The sequence below is a fragment of the Ditibartonella choladocola genome (assembly GCF_002007565.1).
Lineage (GTDB): Bacteria > Pseudomonadota > Alphaproteobacteria > Rhizobiales > Rhizobiaceae > Bartonella > Bartonella choladocola.
The window spans coordinates 420,676-437,283 of record NZ_CP015625.1; the positions used below are offsets into that span (position 1 = coordinate 420,676).

Below are 16,608 nucleotides of genomic sequence, written 5' to 3' on the forward strand. Positions count from 1 at the left end.
CGTTATTTTTGTGTCCGACGACCTTCGACATGGAGGATTGCACCGTTACGGATGTAACAGAACCATGTGATGGCGAGGCAAATAACGTAAAAAATCATAAATCCCCAAAGTGCGGCTTGCGGGCCACCCGTTGCATCTTTGGATAGTGCAAAACTTACGGGTATAAGAAAGAAGGCATAGGCAGCAATGGCGGCAGTAAAGCCGGTGATTGCAGCCGATTCACGGTCGCTTTGATGGCGTTTTTGTTCTTCCGTGGCGTTCGGCATGGTCTTGTCGATAACACGGCTCATAATAACCGGTATCATCTGGAAGGTTGAAGCATTGCCAACACCGGTTGCAAAGAACAAAACCATGAATGCAGCAAAGAAACCGGGGAAAGCAATGGCGCTTCCGGGATTAGCAACAAAATAGAGTGCGGCACCCAGAGCAAGCATCATCAGGATGAATGCCCAGAAGGTTACACGTCCACCGCCGATTTTGTCGCTTACGCCACCAAATCCCGCACGTGCGAGTGCCGAAATCAGTGGTCCCAAGAATACATAGTGCAACACGTTAACATCCGGAAAAGTCAACCGCATCAAAAGTGGGAATGCAGCAGAAAAACCGATGAACGAGCCAAAAGTTCCCATATAAAGAACGCACATCAACCAGTTGTCTTTGCGTTTGAAAATAATAGCCTGATCGGCAAATGAAGCCTTGGCATCGGCAATGTCGTTCATTCCGAACCAGCAGCATATGGCTGATAAAGCAATGAAGGGTACGAAAACAAAAGCACCATTCTGTAACCAGAGTTCGGAAGTGGAACCGTCCGCTTGCGTCACTGTGAGCGGGTGGCCGCCCAACCAGCCGAAGGCATTGGTGGCAATAACGAGCGGGACAACAAATTGCACAACCGACACACCGAGATTGCCCAAACCGGCATTAAGGCCGCTCGCTTTACCTTTTTCGGCTTTCGGGTAGAAAAACGAGATGTTCGACATGGAGGAGGAAAAGTTTCCGCCACCGAAGCCGCACAATAGTGCAAGAAGCGCCATGATCCAATAAGGGGTGTTGACGTCCTGCACCGCAAAACCGATTCCGAGTGCCGGTATCAACAAAGAAGCGGTTGTGAGCGCCGTCCAGCGGCGGCCACCGAATATCGGCACCATGAAGGAATAGAAAATACGCAGTGTTGCGCCTGAAAGCCCCGGTAAAGCGGTAAGCCAGAACAATTGTGTCGAGCTGAATTTGAAACCGGCACGCGGCAATTCAGCCACAACCACCGACCAAACCTGCCACACAGCAAAAGCTAAAAGCAGAGCCGGAATAGACAACCAGAGATTCTTGTTGGCAATTTTGCGCCCGTAATTGTTCCAGAAGCTGTTGTCTTCGGGATTCCATTCGGTTAATACATAACCTTTATTAATTTGATTGGACATGCGAATTACTCCTGAAATTCAGGCGTTTTTTGCCCGAGCTCTACCAATTTGCGGTGGTCCATCAGAAGGATTGAAACATGCATCCAGATGAGTGCCGCGAGTGAAATGACAAATAAAATCATGAAGCAGGTTGAATAGACGCCGGTGATGTCGAGGACTTCACCGAAGAGAATTGGCAGGATAAAACCGCCAAGTCCGCCCATCATACCGACGAGGCCACCAACGGCACCGACGCTTTTCGGGTAATAAACCGGAATATGCTTATAAACAGCCGCTTTCCCTAGAGCCATGAAGAAGCCAAGTATGGCAACGATCAGGGCAAAACCGACAAGGCTGATAGCGAATGTAAAGGTGAATGGACCTTTGGCCGTTTCAACCGTGTACTGTGTCGGCGGGTAAGAGAGGATGAAACATGTAATTGTACACATTGTCAGTGTCCAATACATGACACGGCGTGCACCGAATTTATCAGAAAGATAACCGCCATAGGCACGGAAGAGTGACGCGGGTATCGAATAGAGTGCTGCGATAACACCGGCAAGCCACAGATCAATCGAATAAACATCCTGCAAATAGTGCGGCAACCACGTTGCCAAAGCGATATATCCACCGAATACGAAGAAGTAATAGAAGGAAAAACGCCATACTTGCAGTTTCTTTAAAGGTGCCAGTTCAAGCAAAGCACTTTGCGGTTTTGTGCCTGAACGGCGTTGTTCGACAAGCACAGGATCATCGGACGTAAAGAGCCAGAAGATCACCGCCGTGATAACGAGCACCAGTGCCCAGATATAGGCCACACCTTCCCAGCTACCCCACCAGCTCATCACCCATGGAGCGCCAAGTTTTGTGACGGCTGCACCAACATTGCCTGCACCGAAAATACCCAGTGTGAGACCCTGTCTTTTGGCGCTGAACCAGCGCGAAACATAGGCAACGCCGACAGAAAATGTGCCACCGGCAATGCCAATTCCAAGAGCTGCCACCAACATCCACGTGTAGGTGTGGGCAAATGTGAGAAGAAACGTCGATAAAGCGGAGGCGAGCATTGATAATACAAAAATAATGCGTCCACCGATCTGTTCAGTCCAGATGCCAAGTGGAATACGCACGAGTGAGCCGGTGAGAACCGGCGTGGCTATCAGAAGTCCGAGTTCAGACTGGCTCAAGCCCAATTTTTTCTGTATCGCAATGCCGATAATCGAAAAAATTGTCCATACCGCAAAACAAACGGTAAAGGCTAAAGAGCTCAGCCAAAGTGCCTCTGAAGAGCCTTTGATTGGAGTATCAGTTTGTTCCATTTTTTAGCACCAGATAAATTCTTTCTTTTTGTTGAGGGCGTATGTAGTAATGAGTGAAATAGCGCACCTTGATCAAAATCAAATGAGTTTTATTTAAAATAAAAGAAAAGCTTAATTTAAAATAATGATGATTGTGGCTTGAAATATTTCTCTGCTGCACTTGATATTTGTTAAGGCAAAAACAAAAAATGCTAATTAGAGGAACAATATGAGATCAGAAGATCGATTAAAAATTCAAAATCTTGATATTTTTTCACAGGCAAGCGAAAAAACCTTCCACTCATTAACGGGGCCGGGTTTTTTTCAACGTTTTCCGCCAGGAGTGGTTCTGGTGAGCGAAAACAACATGCAGGATTTTCTCTATATATTGGTCGATGGTCAGGTCGAAATGTACGCGACCAGCCATGGGCGGGTAACAATTCTTGATATTCTCCAGCCGGTCAGTCTCTTCATTCTCGCAGCTATTTTGAATGATGATGTGTGTTTGCAATCTGCCAGAACATTGACCGAAGCCGAGGTGCTGATGATTCCGGCAGCGCGGTTCAGAGAAGCAATTGATAATGATACCGCATTTATGCATGCGGTGGTGCGCGAATTGTCGCGTCGGTACCGCACGACCATCAAGGAGTTGAAGAACCAGAAATTGAGAAATGGCAGTGAAAGATTGGCAAACTGGATTTTGGCTGAAGCCGATTATCATGTGGATGCCAATTATATTGAAATTCCGTTCGAGAAGAAGCTGCTTGCGTTCAAACTCGGTATGACACCGGAAAATCTTTCACGTGCATTCGCAACTGTTGCAAAACACGGTGTCAATGTTGATGGTTCACGCATTGTCTTCACGGACAGGCAAAAGCTTATCAATTTTGCCCATCCGGATAAACTCATCGACAAACGCGAGCCTCTTTGATTATTAATAAACGAACGATACAAAACCGGTTTCAGAATGGCTGCCCGAATTTCAAGTGCCAAACGTGAATGCGTTCGAGCTTGAAGTCTTTCGAGCTTGAAATTATTCAGAACTGAAATCATTATTGATAAGGAATTGTTCTTGTGCGGTTTATTCGTCGGATCTTTCGTTTCGTTTCGTTTTTATTTCTTGTTATCATGATTATTGTACTTGTCATTGATGCAGCCCATTCGGTCGGAGCTTCAACGATCACATTTACTTCAATCGCGTCGACAGCCTCGTTCATTCTATCGCTAGGCACGTCGACTGCGGAGAATCCGGTTTTGAATTTTTTCCCCTTTATCTTTCGCCAGCCGTTGAATTTGTAAGTCGCTGTCCGACATGGATCGTTTTTGGTATTTTAGCGTTGGTATCTTATATGATCGGTTATGATGGTGAAGCCTTACCGGATGCCGGAAACTTTGGGGATGAAAATGTTTGATATTTTGTCATTTTCGGAAAAACTCGATATGCCGAAAAAAGAAGATGCACTTGTCGGCAGGAGTGAACCGATTGCAACCGCAAAAACACACTATGTCAATGGTCACAATCTGAAAGGTCCATATCCTGAAAATATGCGTCATATTATTGTGGCAATGGGCTGTTTCTGGGGTGTCGAGCGACTGTTCTGGAAAATTTCCGGCGTTTACGTGACAGCCGCGGGTTACACAGGCGGCTTTACACCAAACCCGACTTATGAAGAAGTTTGCACAGGTAAAACCGGTCATACAGAAGCGGTACTTGTCGTCTATGACCCGAAGATCCTTCATCTCGACGAGATATTGAAAACCTTTTGGGAACAACATGATCCCACGCAAGGAATGCGGCAGGGAAATGATATAGGCAATAATTATCGTTCCGGCCTTTATCTGGCAAATGACGAAGATCTCAAAATTGCCCAAAAAAGCAAAGCACAATTTGAAAAGGCACTGCAATCAAAGGGATTGGGGTCAATCACAACGGAAATCGCGCTGGAAGGGCCGTTCTATTTTGCCGAAGATTATCATCAGCAATATCTTGCCAAAAACCCGAATGGCTATTGTGGATTGAAGGGAACCGGTGTGACCTGTCCTATTTCATGAAGATGATCGTCGGTAGTTAAAAGCAAGTTTCAAAGTTTTATTAAAAATCTGCCGTCCATTACAATGTTGGACGGCATTATTCTTTTTGATAATTTATTATTCGGATAAAAACGTGTCACGAAAATTCCCGACCATTTCCGGTATTTGAATTTTACAGGAAACTTGAACTATTCGTGGAAATTGCAGGAGAAAAAGCCTCGCTTAAGAATACAGAATTTATGATTACCGAAAAAACATGGCAGGGGTCATTATTCCTAATAAATGTTGATTATCAATATTGTCTAACAGAGTTTCGGCTTCAACACCTTTGGAACAAGGCTTAACCCATGTTTCACCAATGCGGTGGTCGGGTAACAGGAATGTCGGGCTGGCTTTGTTCTTCAAGCTCCAGAAAGCGTTTGGTTAGAGCTTTCAATTTTTTATCCATAAGGTCGATTGTTTTCCATTGTTCGGCAAGAACAGTAGAAAGCTCCTCGACGAGCCGCTCCTGTTCGGCAAGTTTTATTTCCACTTCGGTAAGACGATCTTCTTCAATCACAATGTGTGATCCTTATTTCTGATATAGCGTTCGCCGGGTTGTAAAAGAACCTTATTGTTGAAGGCAAGACCCAGCTCAAGACTGTGGGCAATCTGGGTTGCTTTTTTCATGAACAATTCGGCATCTTCCTTCACGCAAAGTTCTTCAACGGTTTTTTTGAAAATGTCGAGCCACTGGTCGAAATGTGCAGAATCAATCGGTAAAACGACATGCTTTGGCATAGGGCGCCCGTTATAACGGTTGGTATGCAGCATGACCGATGACCAGAAGGCGAACATGTTTTGTAAATGCGGCTCCCAATCTCGAATATGTTCTTCAAAAATGGGACCAAGTAAATGATCCTTTCTTACCCGTCCATAAAATGTACGAACCACAGATTCGATAAGTGTTTCATCTACTGCAATCGGTTCTTGTGCCATAAATTTCAATCCGCTGCTTTTATTTTCATACCGTAAATATCAATTCCATGGCCTTCGCCTAAAAGATCAGTCGTAAAATAAAGCTTGGCCGCACTCGTTCCTTCAGCCGGTATTGTGACCTCGCACAGAAGGTCGGTTCTATTCGAGGGAACTTCAAAACGGCGTCTGCCGCAATCCGCATTACTTCCGAGATCGCAGGTAATGCTCATCTGGCTAGGCATTGAACTATCACTCTTTGCATTGATGTCGAGCATGGCTTTTTTGCCGCGTAAGCCGGACAGTACTCCCGCACCGATTTCTATAACGACGACATCTTGCTCGCTATTTGCGGAAATATGCGTATAAGGCACACCGTCATCATCCTTTATGGACACAGATGTGCTTCCATATGTTGTGATTGCTGTTGCATCACCGGGGTTGAAAAATTTTATCCAACCGTCATCCTTGCTTGCTTCCTGACGAAAAGGAACAACTGTTTTTACCTGTTGGCTTTGCGTCAGAGCTTGCGCGCGATGTTCGATAATTGCGCGTCCGGAAAGACTATTGAAAAACGACCAGGCAGTAAAGCCGATTATCATAACAATCGCAAGAATTGACGGTGCAACAATCAATAGAATTTTTGAACGTCGACGCGCCGATGCGCGGTGTTGTGTGGTGTTTATAAGATTGGTTGCACCATTGACTTCTATTTCTACCTGTTCTTCGGGACCTTCGGCTGCAAGTTTATGATTCTCCTCAGCGGGATCGTCCGGATTGGAAGCCGTATAGCCGTTTTCAATGTGTTGGATAAGTTGCATCAACGCATCCCGACGATTGGTCCGGCTTTCATCATTCAGCCTGTGATTAGCCAATAGAGCACGTTCATGTGCATTCCAGGCTGATTCATACACACGCCGTCTTTGGGCAACATTGCTCGCATCAATTTTTAATAATGCGTTGCGGATGGCTTGCTCGGCATTGGCCAAAGAACAATTCTCCTTATAATCGAAAATCCGTTCGATAGAATAAGCAAGAGCGGAAAGATTGGCAAACCAAATCGCAAATCAAATTTATGGACAAGTTTTCAAAGAAACCGTTTTTTTGATATAGTAATATCGAGAACCAACGAAAAACACTGAAAGACCGAATTGCCCGCTTGCTTTCGTTTGATCTTTTAGTTATCACCCGATACCGGTTCTTTTATCGTTAAAAGAATCTGTGCCGCATTAGCTCAGTTGGTAGAGCACGTCATTCGTAATGATGGGGTCGCTGGTTCGATTCCGGCATGCGGCACCAATAAAATTTTCATAAGCATGTATTTTTATTGAATTTTTTTATTTTCAATTTTTAAGATATTGATATTTTAGCCAAAAATGTAACACAAAATGTAACACATTTACAAAATACAACGGTAAAAATATAATAAAAACAATATTATATAAAAAATTATGCCGCCGGCATGCTGCACCAAAAATCACAAATAAAACAACATATTAATTCTTATCCTGAATGGAGCGCGTCATGATAGGGCGCACTACGATTTTCCAGATGGATTCACACGTTTTTTAACACAGAAAAAGCGAACGAAAAATTCCTGCAGATCAAAAAAAAATTCTTCCGGAGATGAAGATCGGCACAAATAAAAAAGCCCGGAAATCATTCAGGAAAGCTCACTTTTACGGGGTGTCCGAGGATTGGCAAATATCCCCACAGCCACAGCAAAAAAGCCACCGACCATAATGTTGCAGCCACAGCATAATGGGAGTTGATGAACGCGAATGCACTGCTTGTTTCAGGAAGAACCCGCGACGCCGCCGCAAATATAATAAATGCGATTGCCGCTTTTGATTGCCATGGTACGGCTATCAATTTTCGTCCTGAATGACGTAAACCGGCGATCGTGAATACACCCAGAACACCAAGTCCGAGTGTTACGATAGTCAATATATGTAATCCTGCATAAATTGATATGCTTTCGTTGAAACCGGAAAGACCGATAAGAAAAAAGCCCACACCCGCGCTGGTGTTTGCAAGCGCGAGACATAACACTTCAGCCTTGAAAGCAGCCTTACCGATAAACCATTCCGCTGTTCTGTCCATAAAACCAGCACTGGCAGCGAAAGCCAGATAATATTGCATTTGTGAAGATGGCAGGAAAAGCATTGAAAGAGCATATAAGACTGTCAAAAATGGCGACAGATTGCGTCTGCCCGGATGCGGGCGATAAGGGCTTGTTTCGCCCGAAGGATCCAATGAGAGATTTGTAACGACGGTGTTGATGCGCGAAATTGCCAAAGAGAACAAAACAACAAAAACAGAAATGATCGCCCATAAAAGACGAGACGAGAGTTCTGTTTCTTCCTGCCACCATGAAATTTTCAAAGTTGTTTCGAGTATGAAAAGGATGAGGAGCCATAACAGGAACGAAATGCTTTTCCATTTTTTTTTCAAAATAATTGGCAAGCCGACATAAGCGATCAACAAGGCTAAAAAGGCGCAATCAAATAGACTGCCCGTTATCATCAGGTAATCCGAACCGAAAAAACCGACAATGCGTCCGGGAAGCCATAATAAAAATAACCGGAAAAGTCTCATGCCATTTAACGGCTTGGTTTCTGTCCATTCGGCAACGGCCGAACACAGAAAGCCTGCAAGGGCAGCAGAGTAAAAGCCGAAAATCATTTCATGCGCATGCCACTGCTGGGGGAAGATATATCGTGTACCGGGATAGTCGAGTTGATAGACAATCACCCAGATAAACGGCATCAATACGGCGTAACAGGCAGATACCGGAAAGAAAAGAAAAACGCCCTCTATAAAAAAGGGACTATGAGCAATCACTGCTCTGATCTTTTTGCCAAGCCCCATCGCGCTAATCCTTGTTCCTATAAAGAAGGTCGTAAAAATCACGATCTTTGGCAAATTCTTCGCTCATATCGAATATTTCGCGTTCGCTCCTCTTTCCCGGTTCACCTTCAACATGTCTTTCAGCGACAATTGTTGCCGGATCGCCACCAACCAGTAACAGACGGTGAGCAATGCGCAATGCTTCGTGAAGATCATGGGTAACAAATAATGACGAAAAACCTTGGCCTTTTGCCTCTTCAATAACAATATCCTGAAGATTGCGCCGTAAGCCAATGTCAACTGCCGAAAACGGTTCGTCAAAAAAGATAATATCGGGATTGACAGCAAGAGCACGCGCGACTGCTGCGCGCTGACGCATACCACCGGATAATGCGGCCGGATATTTTTCAAGATCTGTTATTTTTAAACCGACTTTTCTTGCGCAGTCCGACACGGGATCATTTGTTTCGTCTCTCCGGCGTGAATGATTCAAACCATAGGCAATATTTTCATATGTCGTTTTCCAGGGTAACAATCTCGGTTCCTGAAAAACGATTGCCTGTTGCCGGAAACTTTTCTTGATCTCTCCTTTGTTAGGTGTCAACAGGCCCGCCGCTATCTGCAATATTGTCGTTTTTCCGGCTCCGGAGGCACCCAGAACAACCAATGTTTCATGGTCGTCGACGTGAATATTGACGTTTTCAAGAATACGTCTTCCGAGATAAGAAAACGCAATATCATGCATTTCAATTCTCATCTTTTAACGCCCCAAGGGTCGGATGCATGCCGCCAGCTTTCAAAAAATTCCCGTATCGGATGAATAATGCCGAATTCGGTTATCAAAGCAAAACACACAATAATCAAAATGATCGCAGTAACTTCGGGTACATCAAAGGTACTACGTGCCTCGAAAAGTAAGCCTCCCAAGCCCCCCGAATAACTTAAAAGTTCGGCCATGACCGCAACTTTCCATGCACTTCCTGCCGAAAGCGACAAGGCGGGAAATATGAAAGATACCATTTGCGGAAATGTGATTGTACGAAATCGTTTCAATATGCCGATGTTGAAAGCACGCGCCATATCGTCGAGCGAGCGGTCACGCGTGGCAATTGCTTCCACGCTATTGATAAAAATAAGCGGAAAGGACGCAACTGCAATCGTCATCACAACAGACCCGCCGCCGTTTTCAAACCATATGAGTGCAAGGACAATCCAGCCTATCGGTGGAACCCCTAATAGAATGATAATGATCGGACGCATCAGCCGGATCGCAGCAAATGAATAACCGCATAATACACCGCTTAGAATTCCGATTGAACCGGCTATCGCAAAGCCCAAGAAAGAACGCTCGGCCGTTATTTTTGCCATCGCTATGAATTTGTCCGTTTGGACAAGCAAGATCATTGCTTGCAAAGTTTGTTGCGGAGAGGGGAGCACATAACTGCCATAAAGCTCATGCGCCAACTGCCAGACAGCAAAAAAACAGAAGCAACCGGCAAGCCCTGCAAAACCTCCCCAGAAATAGTTTCCAAGCGAAACAAGATGAGAAATGAGTCTGGTAGAGCGCATCAGGCATAAAATCCGTCGTCAGGAAGTTTTCCGCCTAGAATTGCAGAATTTTGTTCGATGAGAACATTAAAAAATGTTTCAAGCGACGGTTTGACTTCTCTGGCATTATGGACAACAAGATGACTGAAAGCCACGGATGCGGCAATCAATCGTGGAGGGAAATCAAGCAAATCGCCAACCTGTTCGGCGGCTTTTTCCGGATCGGCCTTAATTCGTTCGAGCGCACTTGCCAAACATGCATTGAGTGCTGCTATTTTTTTTGTTCCTGCGTCCCCTTCAAATCCTTTGCCGGTAACAAGACCGGCTTGCGGAATAGCATCCGTCTTTGAAACTTTTTCCCAAAGTTTTTGAATATCGAGCGCACGAACAATTTTTTTAGGCGATGCAGCGCTCATAGAAATCACTGTGGATGCTGCAGGTTCGACAATGACTGCAGCATCAACACGCCCGATCATAAGAAGCGGCATGGCTTCGGGGAGGCTTCCCGTATATTGTATGTCGATTGCATCCGGCTTGATGTCATATGCTTTTAAAATTGCTTGCATAATGTAGTCGGGCATATCGTTTTTGAACGGTACAGCAAGTTTTTTCCCGACAAGATCCTGAAGTGTTTTGATATTGGATGCTTCCGGTGCGACGATGTAAAGAAGCCCGTCTGTCAGAATATTTGCCAATCTCACGTCAAGACCCTTATTATATAAATTCGCGCCGCTATAGCTTGGCAAAATAGCCATATTGACAGAACCGGAGCTTAAGCCTGCTCTGATCTGGTCGGGATTGTTCCAAACCTTGAATTGGCATCCGGGTAGCAAATCTTCCAACATGCCGGTTTTTACTGCATAAGCCGCGACGATAGAAGGACCCGCCGGAGGCCCCCATATTACCGGTTTTTTGTCTTCGGCAGCGGCAATAGCAGGAAATGCACAAATAGCGGGGAGAAGTGAAGCACCAATTAAAAAATGACGGCGTGTTTGAGTAAGCATCATCTACCTCTGGTAAAAATCATTCATTAACAATGGTCATATGAATTGGTCATGGGCGTTTGATTATGGCATAGAATTTAAGATGAGTTTATTCCTCAATTTTAAAAAATCAAAATGCTGCTTTCATTTCAGGCGAAAAAATATTTCCTGACAAGGCGAAATGTCGCTTTACTATAGCGCATTTCCTGAAATGATTATTGTTAAAATTCTTTGTTTTTAGATTATTATCATGTAATTTTAAAAGATATATTCGTTCGTGTGTTGATATATTGAATTGGAAAAATATTTTTAAAACAATATATGAATGCTACGATCTTTTTGTCTGATTTTATATTTTGCTTCCATGTTTATTCTGGTTTTATATATTGAGAATCTGTGAAAATTCGTCATTTATAGATAAAATACGACACATTGCGGTTGACAGTAAGTATTGCGGGAAAATTCATAACAAGTATATTCAAAACGTTGTATCGGTTATCTTACGTGCTAAATGGTGCCGGAAAAACAACATTTACGCGCACGATTATGGGAATTCTTCCGTTATCCAAAGGGCAAATATGGATTGATGGAAAAGATATGACGAACCAGCCGACCCATATGCGGGCGAGGATTGGCGTGGGCTATATGCCGGAAGATCGCCGTTTGATTCCTGAATTCAGCGTAGAAGAAAATATTCTTTTGCCTCTCGATGCCACTGGACAGAAACGACAGCCTGAACGCTTGAAATGGATATATGAACTCATGCCCGAAATTGCCCGTTTTGCAAACCGTAAGGCGATTACTCTTTCTGGAGGGCAACAAAAACTTGTTGCATCGGGACGTGCATTAATTATCGGGCGTTCATTATTATTGTTGGACGAACCTTTCGAGGGGGGGTGCTCCGGCTTTGGCTCAACGATTGATTGAAGTGATTGCCGCCTTACGAACGAAAGGTTTGACAATTTTACTTTCCGAGGCCGATCATGTGCATTCCAAGAGCCTCCTTGATGATGTTTATGTTATCGAGCGTGGAAAAGTTGAAAAAAATATCAAACAGTAAAAACGTTGAAACTTAAATGACAAAAATCGTTCATTTTCCCGATTTTCAATCTGTTTTCATCGTATAGTGCGTAAAAAGATAAAAACAATTAGAAATCGTTATATTCAATCATTGTTCATTTGAATGGATATCAAAACGATGAATTTCAATTCAGGTCGGGCGTTGGATTGATATGAATGCACAGAATATCTGTTCTCATCTATTATGCTATCGGTTGTCACGTCGTCCCTTTAAAACCGGTTATAGATTTATCACCGGAGATGAAATAAACGATTGTTCGGCTTTGACCGTGGAAGGTCAACTCGAAAAACGAAATTGCATCAGTCAATCAATTTGTTGCTGTGACTTCTTTGTCAAAACCATAGTCCCGCTCGACTTTCGCAATGCGGATGATGTAACGGGAATAAAATATTTCCTTCCCTAATTTTTGAGCCAATTTGTGATCCACATTTGCTTTCCAGGCCTTCATACTGGCTTCGTCTTTCCAGAACGAGTTGGTAATCCCGAAGCCATCAGCACCGCGAACACTTTCAGCACCAAGACAACCCGGTTGCTGCAAGGCCAGTTTTTCCATGGCTATGGACATTTCCCCATAGCCATTGTCTCCCTCAGTCCTTTGTGACGAAAAGGCTACAATGTAATAGGGGGGTGGGGGTGTTATTGAAAAAGCTTTTGTCATTGCAATAAAGGTTCCGAATATAATTCCAATTCGAGCAGATTAGCTTAATTCACGTTTTATAACAGCATTTTTAACGTTATCAGACAAATTCTTTTAGTTTCTTTTAGCGATTTCGCCATTGCCGAATGATAAAGTAAAAAGAACGTATAAAGACTTGCACCGATTATTTCACAACAATAGCTTTGTTCAATTTTTCAAGGACAATAGTAAAAATAAAAACTCGTAATTTTTTTACTTTTTATAGGAAAAGTGAGAATACATAAAATAAAAGTTAAAATTAAACAAACGCGATAAAATTGGACAAAACAAATATATTTATTTTTTAATATTATTTAATAGGAGGTAAAAATACATTTCTCGCGATATTTTCGCAGAAAATAATGAAATATCCGGTTATCTTATGAAACAAGAGTAAGCGAATGTATGCGGTTTTAAATAAGAAAAACCCGATAGGCGCAGATCAAGTTTGAAGGTATTATGAATACGGTATTATAAATTTTATTATATAATATTACGAAGTATCATTCGTCTTTATAAAAATAAAACAGTATAATTATAAAATAATATGGTTTTAAAAATGAATATAATAAAATAAAATGGATGAAATAAAAGTTTTTCACCCATTTTTAAATGTCTGTTATCATATCGGTGCGTGGTTACGCTAAAGAAGAGCGGATATATTCCATGGACGTATTCAATCGTGAAGCGATGTTTTTATCGTTTTGTACGTTCGGTGAGAATATTTCATGTGAAATATCACCTTTATATCCACGTTTCCGAAGCTCTTTAAGTTGCTGGATGTTGCTCATAATATCTTGTGGGTCGACAACGGTTCGGTCTTCATTGCGAATTGCATCAATAGGCAGGTTTTTATCGTCAACACCCGAAATATGGACAATTGCGGTCATATCGACAAAGTAATCCGGATCCTGTGCCAGAAAATGATGGAATGTATCGTGAACCAGCCGGAAGACATCATTTCCACCGACATCCGATATGGCTTGGAGTGCAGTTTTTTTGCGGCGCAGAGATGATTGTGTAAAACCTAGCGGCTCGATATATCCCATCACATTATGATCGTGAAATATTTTTGCCAATGCGTCGAGTGAACGTCGTAAACCGGCCGCTTTTTCTTCGCTACTTCTCTTGTCATCCGGCTCGACTGACGGGCAGCAAACCACGCCTTTAGCCCCCAATTGTTGTGCTGCGGCAGCAATTGTTATCGCTTTATTCTTTAATTCGTCGTTCCAAATATCCATCGGGTATAAGGCGTTGACTGTTAAAACTTTAATGTTTGCGGATTGACAGGTTTTTGCAACCTGACCGATGTCTTTTGTGTTTTGTATTTCGCTACCGGCTATATCATTTCTAAGCTCGATATTGTCGATACCAAGGGTATGACATAAATCAAGATAATGACCGAGCGATAAATGCGGTGCTGTTATCCGGTTCAAGGCAAATTTCGGTAAAGCTGGCTGGTTGCTTTCGGCGAGGGATTGTTTGATGTAAAATGGATTGGCAATGGCCATGAGGCCGATAGATTTCAGGATCTGTCTTCTATTCATTTTAGGTCCCTCCGTCAAAGGTGACTGTTTCGCAAGATTGCATCTTTCCGGCGTTTTACATTTTCATGAAGAGATATTCCGAGCCCCGGTTTTTCAGGAGCATGAATGCTTCCGTTTTCAATCGGCGGCAGGCCGGAAACGAGTTCGGGATACCACGATGCCAGACTTGCTCTGACCACTTCTTGATAAATGGCTGTGGAAGCATGGAGCGCCAGATGAAGACCGGCAACCAGTGTAACCGGACCGGTACAATCATGCGGTGCAAAGGGTTTGCTATAGATTTCGGCAAGATAGGCTATTTTGCGTCCTTCGGTCAGGCCGCCGCACCACGCGAGATCAGCCATCACAATATCGGTGGCATCTGCCGACAGCATTTTTTGAAAACTTGCCGCTCCACCGAGTGTCTCACTACCGCAGACCGGAACGCGCACCCGTTGCCGCAGATCTGCCAATGCTTTGAAATTGTCCATTTTATTAATCGGGTCTTCGACCCAGAAGATATTGTAATCTTCCAAAGCGCGACAAATCCGCTCGGCTGCATATGAGCTCCACAAACTATGAAGTTCACACATGACTTCTATGCGATCACCGACCGCTTGCCGAATTTTTCTGAAAGGTTCCAATCCTTGCTTCAGTTCGGGCAAAGTGATGGTATTGCCACCTGTCACAGCAAAAATATCAAAAGGCCAAATTTTCATTGCACTATAACCTTCCGATAACAGGCTTTCTGCGAGCGCACCGGCATCTTTTGTAAAAGCTATCTGGTCGTCGGATGGACCGGCAGGAATTTCATTGCCACTTACCAAACGTCGGTTTACACCGCGCGAATTGAAGTCATAGCCGGCACAGGTATTATAAACGCGTATTTCGTTCCTGCTTTTTCCGCCTATCGCTTCATAAACCGGTATGCCGTGGCGCTTGCCTGCAATATCCCACAGAGCAATATCGACAGCACTGGCCGCACGGATTTCAGCACCACTGCTGTTAAATCCGAGATAATAGCCCATCAACAAACGTGAAATTTCTTCTATATTTCTGGAATCTTTTCCAAGTATCTGGGGAGCAACGTGTTCATGAATCAGGGCTTCGACACTTTCAGCATTGCGGAAACTTTCTCCAAGACCGACAATGCCTTCATCGGTTGTGATTTCTACCCATATAAGTTTCGGGCGGTCGGCAATCCGGATTGTTTGAATGGACTGAATTTTGGACATAATAACTCTCCCATTGCAGCATGTTGAAACTTATAATCGAAAAAAGTCAATAATTATTTGTAAAAATGTGTTATATTATACAAATAATTTTTAAAAAAAGTTGTTATTACAATATGTTAAAAACGGGTATTTTACTAATTTATACAAATTAACGTTTGAAGCGGAATCGCTTTGTCCGTTGGTGTGAAAAAACAGAATTGAAGGAAGATGTAAATGAAAATTGAACTTAATGGTAAGCGGGCTATCGTAACCGGATCGACAAAAGGCATCGGTCTGGCGATCGCCAAAGGATTGGCGCTATCGGGCGCAGATGTCATCATTAATGGACGCAGTCGCGAAAGTGTCGAACATGCATCTGAAGAGTTGAAAAAAGCGACTGGCAAGGCTGTCCAGTCTTTTGTTGGCGATCTCTCTTTGGCGCAGGATTGCACAAAATTGACCGAGACTTTTCCATCTGTCGATATATTGGTGAATAATCTTGGAATATTCGGCGAACGCGATTTTTATGACACAGGAGACGACGTTTGGGAGCAGTTTTTTGAAACCAATATTATGTCGGGTGTTCGCTTATCGCGCAATTTAACCCCGTCCATGATTAAAAAAGGATGGGGCAGGGTCATTTTTATTTCTTCGGAATCGGCCTTCAATATACCTTCGGAAATGATTCATTATGGTGTGACAAAAACGGCGCTTTTGGCTTTATCGCGCGGTTTGGCAAAAAGACTGGCAGGAACCGGCGTGACGGTGAATGCGGTTCTGCCAGGGCCGACATTATCAGATGGTATGATTGAACAGTTGCAGGATGACATCAAGAAGAACGGTAAAACACTGGATCAGGCAGCCCGTGATTACGTTATGCGCATGCGTCCAAGTTCAATTCTTCAACGTCCAACGACAACAGACGAGGTCGCCAATATGGTCGTCTATATCGCTTCGCAACAGGCCTCAGGAACGACAGGTGCATCTATACGTGTCGACGGCGGTGTGATTGACTCAATTTGATGTTCTATTATTGGAGCCATAATTAAC

At 43.6% G+C, this 16,608-nt stretch carries 16 protein-coding genes, 1 tRNA gene and 1 pseudogene; 7 read left to right on the top strand and 11 right to left on the bottom strand.

What is annotated here, in order from left to right; genetic code table 11:
- Positions 1-2: 2 nt before the first annotated feature.
- Positions 3-2,716 (bottom strand): annotated as a pseudogene (locus BBC0122_RS13330) (nitrate/nitrite transporter).
- Positions 2,717-2,924: 208 nt separating this feature from the next.
- Here BBC0122_RS13330 and BBC0122_RS01880 point away from each other — a divergent pair.
- The 3 genes from BBC0122_RS01880 (at position 2,925) to msrA (ending at position 4,747) form a co-directional block, all read left to right on the top strand.
- Positions 2,925-3,626 carry a cyclic nucleotide-binding domain-containing protein gene (locus tag BBC0122_RS01880; protein ID WP_077990753.1) on the top strand — a complete coding sequence of 234 codons (702 nt, stop codon included), beginning with the start codon at positions 2,925-2,927 and terminating at the stop codon, positions 3,624-3,626.
- 143 nt (positions 3,627-3,769) lie between these two features.
- Positions 3,770-3,994 (top strand): hypothetical protein, encoded by a 225-nt coding sequence (locus BBC0122_RS13085; RefSeq protein ID WP_077990755.1) that lies wholly within the window; start codon positions 3,770-3,772, stop codon positions 3,992-3,994.
- 99 nt (positions 3,995-4,093) lie between these two features.
- Positions 4,094-4,747: a peptide-methionine (S)-S-oxide reductase MsrA gene (gene msrA, locus BBC0122_RS01890; protein ID WP_188318064.1), complete on the top strand. Its 654-nt coding sequence runs from the start codon at positions 4,094-4,096 to the stop codon at positions 4,745-4,747.
- 331 nt (positions 4,748-5,078) lie between these two features.
- On the opposite strand, the gene BBC0122_RS01895 is transcribed toward msrA, so the two are convergent.
- Genes BBC0122_RS01895 through BBC0122_RS01905 form a run of 3 tightly spaced genes read right to left on the bottom strand, consistent with a single transcriptional unit; the run spans position 5,079 to position 6,669 of the window.
- Positions 5,079-5,285 carry a SlyX family protein gene (locus tag BBC0122_RS01895; protein WP_149866626.1) on the bottom strand — a complete coding sequence of 69 codons (207 nt, stop codon included), beginning with the start codon at positions 5,283-5,285 and terminating at the stop codon, positions 5,079-5,081.
- Positions 5,282-5,704 (bottom strand): group III truncated hemoglobin, encoded by a 423-nt coding sequence (locus BBC0122_RS01900; protein ID WP_077990759.1) that lies wholly within the window; start codon positions 5,702-5,704, stop codon positions 5,282-5,284. The genes BBC0122_RS01895 and BBC0122_RS01900 overlap by 4 nt, the downstream gene beginning before the upstream one ends.
- Positions 5,705-5,709: 5 nt before the next feature.
- Positions 5,710-6,669, bottom strand: coding sequence for a hypothetical protein (locus BBC0122_RS01905; RefSeq protein WP_077990762.1), 960 nt, complete (start codon positions 6,667-6,669; stop codon positions 5,710-5,712).
- A 234-nt stretch (positions 6,670-6,903) separates the two neighbouring features.
- Between BBC0122_RS01905 and BBC0122_RS01910 the strand changes: the two genes are divergently transcribed.
- Positions 6,904-6,979, top strand: a tRNA-Thr gene (locus tag BBC0122_RS01910).
- Positions 6,980-7,339: 360 nt separating this feature from the next.
- On the opposite strand, the gene BBC0122_RS01915 is transcribed toward BBC0122_RS01910, so the two are convergent.
- The 4 genes from BBC0122_RS01915 to BBC0122_RS01930 are packed head-to-tail and all read right to left on the bottom strand — an operon-like array spanning position 7,340 to position 11,085.
- Positions 7,340-8,551: an NnrS family protein gene (locus BBC0122_RS01915; RefSeq protein ID WP_077990764.1), complete on the bottom strand. Its 1,212-nt coding sequence runs from the start codon at positions 8,549-8,551 to the stop codon at positions 7,340-7,342.
- A gap of 4 nt (positions 8,552-8,555) precedes the next feature.
- Positions 8,556-9,287 carry an ATP-binding cassette domain-containing protein gene (locus BBC0122_RS01920; protein ID WP_077990765.1) on the bottom strand — a complete coding sequence of 244 codons (732 nt, stop codon included), beginning with the start codon at positions 9,285-9,287 and terminating at the stop codon, positions 8,556-8,558.
- Positions 9,284-10,099 (bottom strand): ABC transporter permease, encoded by an 816-nt coding sequence (locus BBC0122_RS01925; protein WP_077990767.1) that lies wholly within the window; start codon positions 10,097-10,099, stop codon positions 9,284-9,286. Before BBC0122_RS01925 ends, BBC0122_RS01920 begins: the two co-directional genes overlap by 4 nt.
- Positions 10,099-11,085 carry an ABC transporter substrate-binding protein gene (locus BBC0122_RS01930; protein WP_077990769.1) on the bottom strand — a complete coding sequence of 329 codons (987 nt, stop codon included), beginning with the start codon at positions 11,083-11,085 and terminating at the stop codon, positions 10,099-10,101. Before BBC0122_RS01930 ends, BBC0122_RS01925 begins: the two co-directional genes overlap by 1 nt.
- Before the next feature lie 480 nt (positions 11,086-11,565).
- Here BBC0122_RS01930 and BBC0122_RS01935 point away from each other — a divergent pair, with 480 nt between their 5' ends.
- Positions 11,566-11,988 (top strand): ATP-binding cassette domain-containing protein, encoded by a 423-nt coding sequence (locus BBC0122_RS01935; protein ID WP_149866627.1) that lies wholly within the window; start codon positions 11,566-11,568, stop codon positions 11,986-11,988.
- Positions 11,969-12,121 carry a hypothetical protein gene (locus BBC0122_RS12945; protein WP_188318065.1) on the top strand — a complete coding sequence of 51 codons (153 nt, stop codon included), beginning with the start codon at positions 11,969-11,971 and terminating at the stop codon, positions 12,119-12,121. Before BBC0122_RS01935 ends, BBC0122_RS12945 begins: the two co-directional genes overlap by 20 nt.
- A gap of 328 nt (positions 12,122-12,449) precedes the next feature.
- On the opposite strand, the gene BBC0122_RS01940 is transcribed toward BBC0122_RS12945, so the two are convergent.
- The 3 genes from BBC0122_RS01940 to BBC0122_RS01950 all read right to left on the bottom strand — a co-directional run bounded on the left by BBC0122_RS01940 (position 12,450) and on the right by BBC0122_RS01950 (position 15,579).
- Positions 12,450-12,800, bottom strand: a complete 351-nt coding sequence (locus tag BBC0122_RS01940; protein ID WP_077990770.1) for an antibiotic biosynthesis monooxygenase family protein — start codon at positions 12,798-12,800, stop codon at positions 12,450-12,452.
- Positions 12,801-13,456: 656 nt separating this feature from the next.
- Positions 13,457-14,365, bottom strand: coding sequence for a TIM barrel protein (locus BBC0122_RS01945; protein WP_077990772.1), 909 nt, complete (start codon positions 14,363-14,365; stop codon positions 13,457-13,459).
- Positions 14,366-14,379: 14 nt separating this feature from the next.
- The gene (locus BBC0122_RS01950; protein ID WP_077990773.1) at positions 14,380-15,579 is read right to left on the bottom strand and encodes a mandelate racemase/muconate lactonizing enzyme family protein; all 1,200 of its coding nucleotides are present in this window, start codon (positions 15,577-15,579) and stop codon (positions 14,380-14,382) included.
- Positions 15,580-15,792: 213 nt separating this feature from the next.
- On the opposite strand from BBC0122_RS01950, the gene BBC0122_RS01955 reads away from it, so the two are divergent.
- Positions 15,793-16,581: an SDR family NAD(P)-dependent oxidoreductase gene (locus BBC0122_RS01955; protein ID WP_077990775.1), complete on the top strand. Its 789-nt coding sequence runs from the start codon at positions 15,793-15,795 to the stop codon at positions 16,579-16,581.
- Positions 16,582-16,608 lie beyond the last annotated feature (27 nt).

Excerpts from the sequence above, each read along its gene's own strand:
- BBC0122_RS01880 (WP_077990753.1), top strand. The coding sequence starts at position 2,925 with ATGAGATCAGAAGATCGATTAAAAATTCAAAATCTTGATATTTTTTCA.
- msrA (WP_188318064.1), top strand. The coding sequence starts at position 4,094 with ATGAAAATGTTTGATATTTTGTCATTTTCGGAAAAACTCGATATGCCG.
- BBC0122_RS01900 (WP_077990759.1), bottom strand. The coding sequence starts at position 5,704 with ATGGCACAAGAACCGATTGCAGTAGATGAAACACTTATCGAATCTGTG.
- BBC0122_RS01915 (WP_077990764.1), bottom strand. The coding sequence starts at position 8,551 with ATGGGGCTTGGCAAAAAGATCAGAGCAGTGATTGCTCATAGTCCCTTT.
- BBC0122_RS01920 (WP_077990765.1), bottom strand. The coding sequence starts at position 9,287 with ATGAGAATTGAAATGCATGATATTGCGTTTTCTTATCTCGGAAGACGT.
- BBC0122_RS01925 (WP_077990767.1), bottom strand. The coding sequence starts at position 10,099 with ATGCGCTCTACCAGACTCATTTCTCATCTTGTTTCGCTTGGAAACTAT.
- BBC0122_RS01930 (WP_077990769.1), bottom strand. The coding sequence starts at position 11,085 with ATGATGCTTACTCAAACACGCCGTCATTTTTTAATTGGTGCTTCACTT.
- BBC0122_RS01940 (WP_077990770.1), bottom strand. The coding sequence starts at position 12,800 with ATGACAAAAGCTTTTTCAATAACACCCCCACCCCCCTATTACATTGTA.
- BBC0122_RS01945 (WP_077990772.1), bottom strand. The coding sequence starts at position 14,365 with ATGAATAGAAGACAGATCCTGAAATCTATCGGCCTCATGGCCATTGCC.
- BBC0122_RS01950 (WP_077990773.1), bottom strand. The coding sequence starts at position 15,579 with ATGTCCAAAATTCAGTCCATTCAAACAATCCGGATTGCCGACCGCCCG.
- BBC0122_RS01955 (WP_077990775.1), top strand. The coding sequence starts at position 15,793 with ATGAAAATTGAACTTAATGGTAAGCGGGCTATCGTAACCGGATCGACA.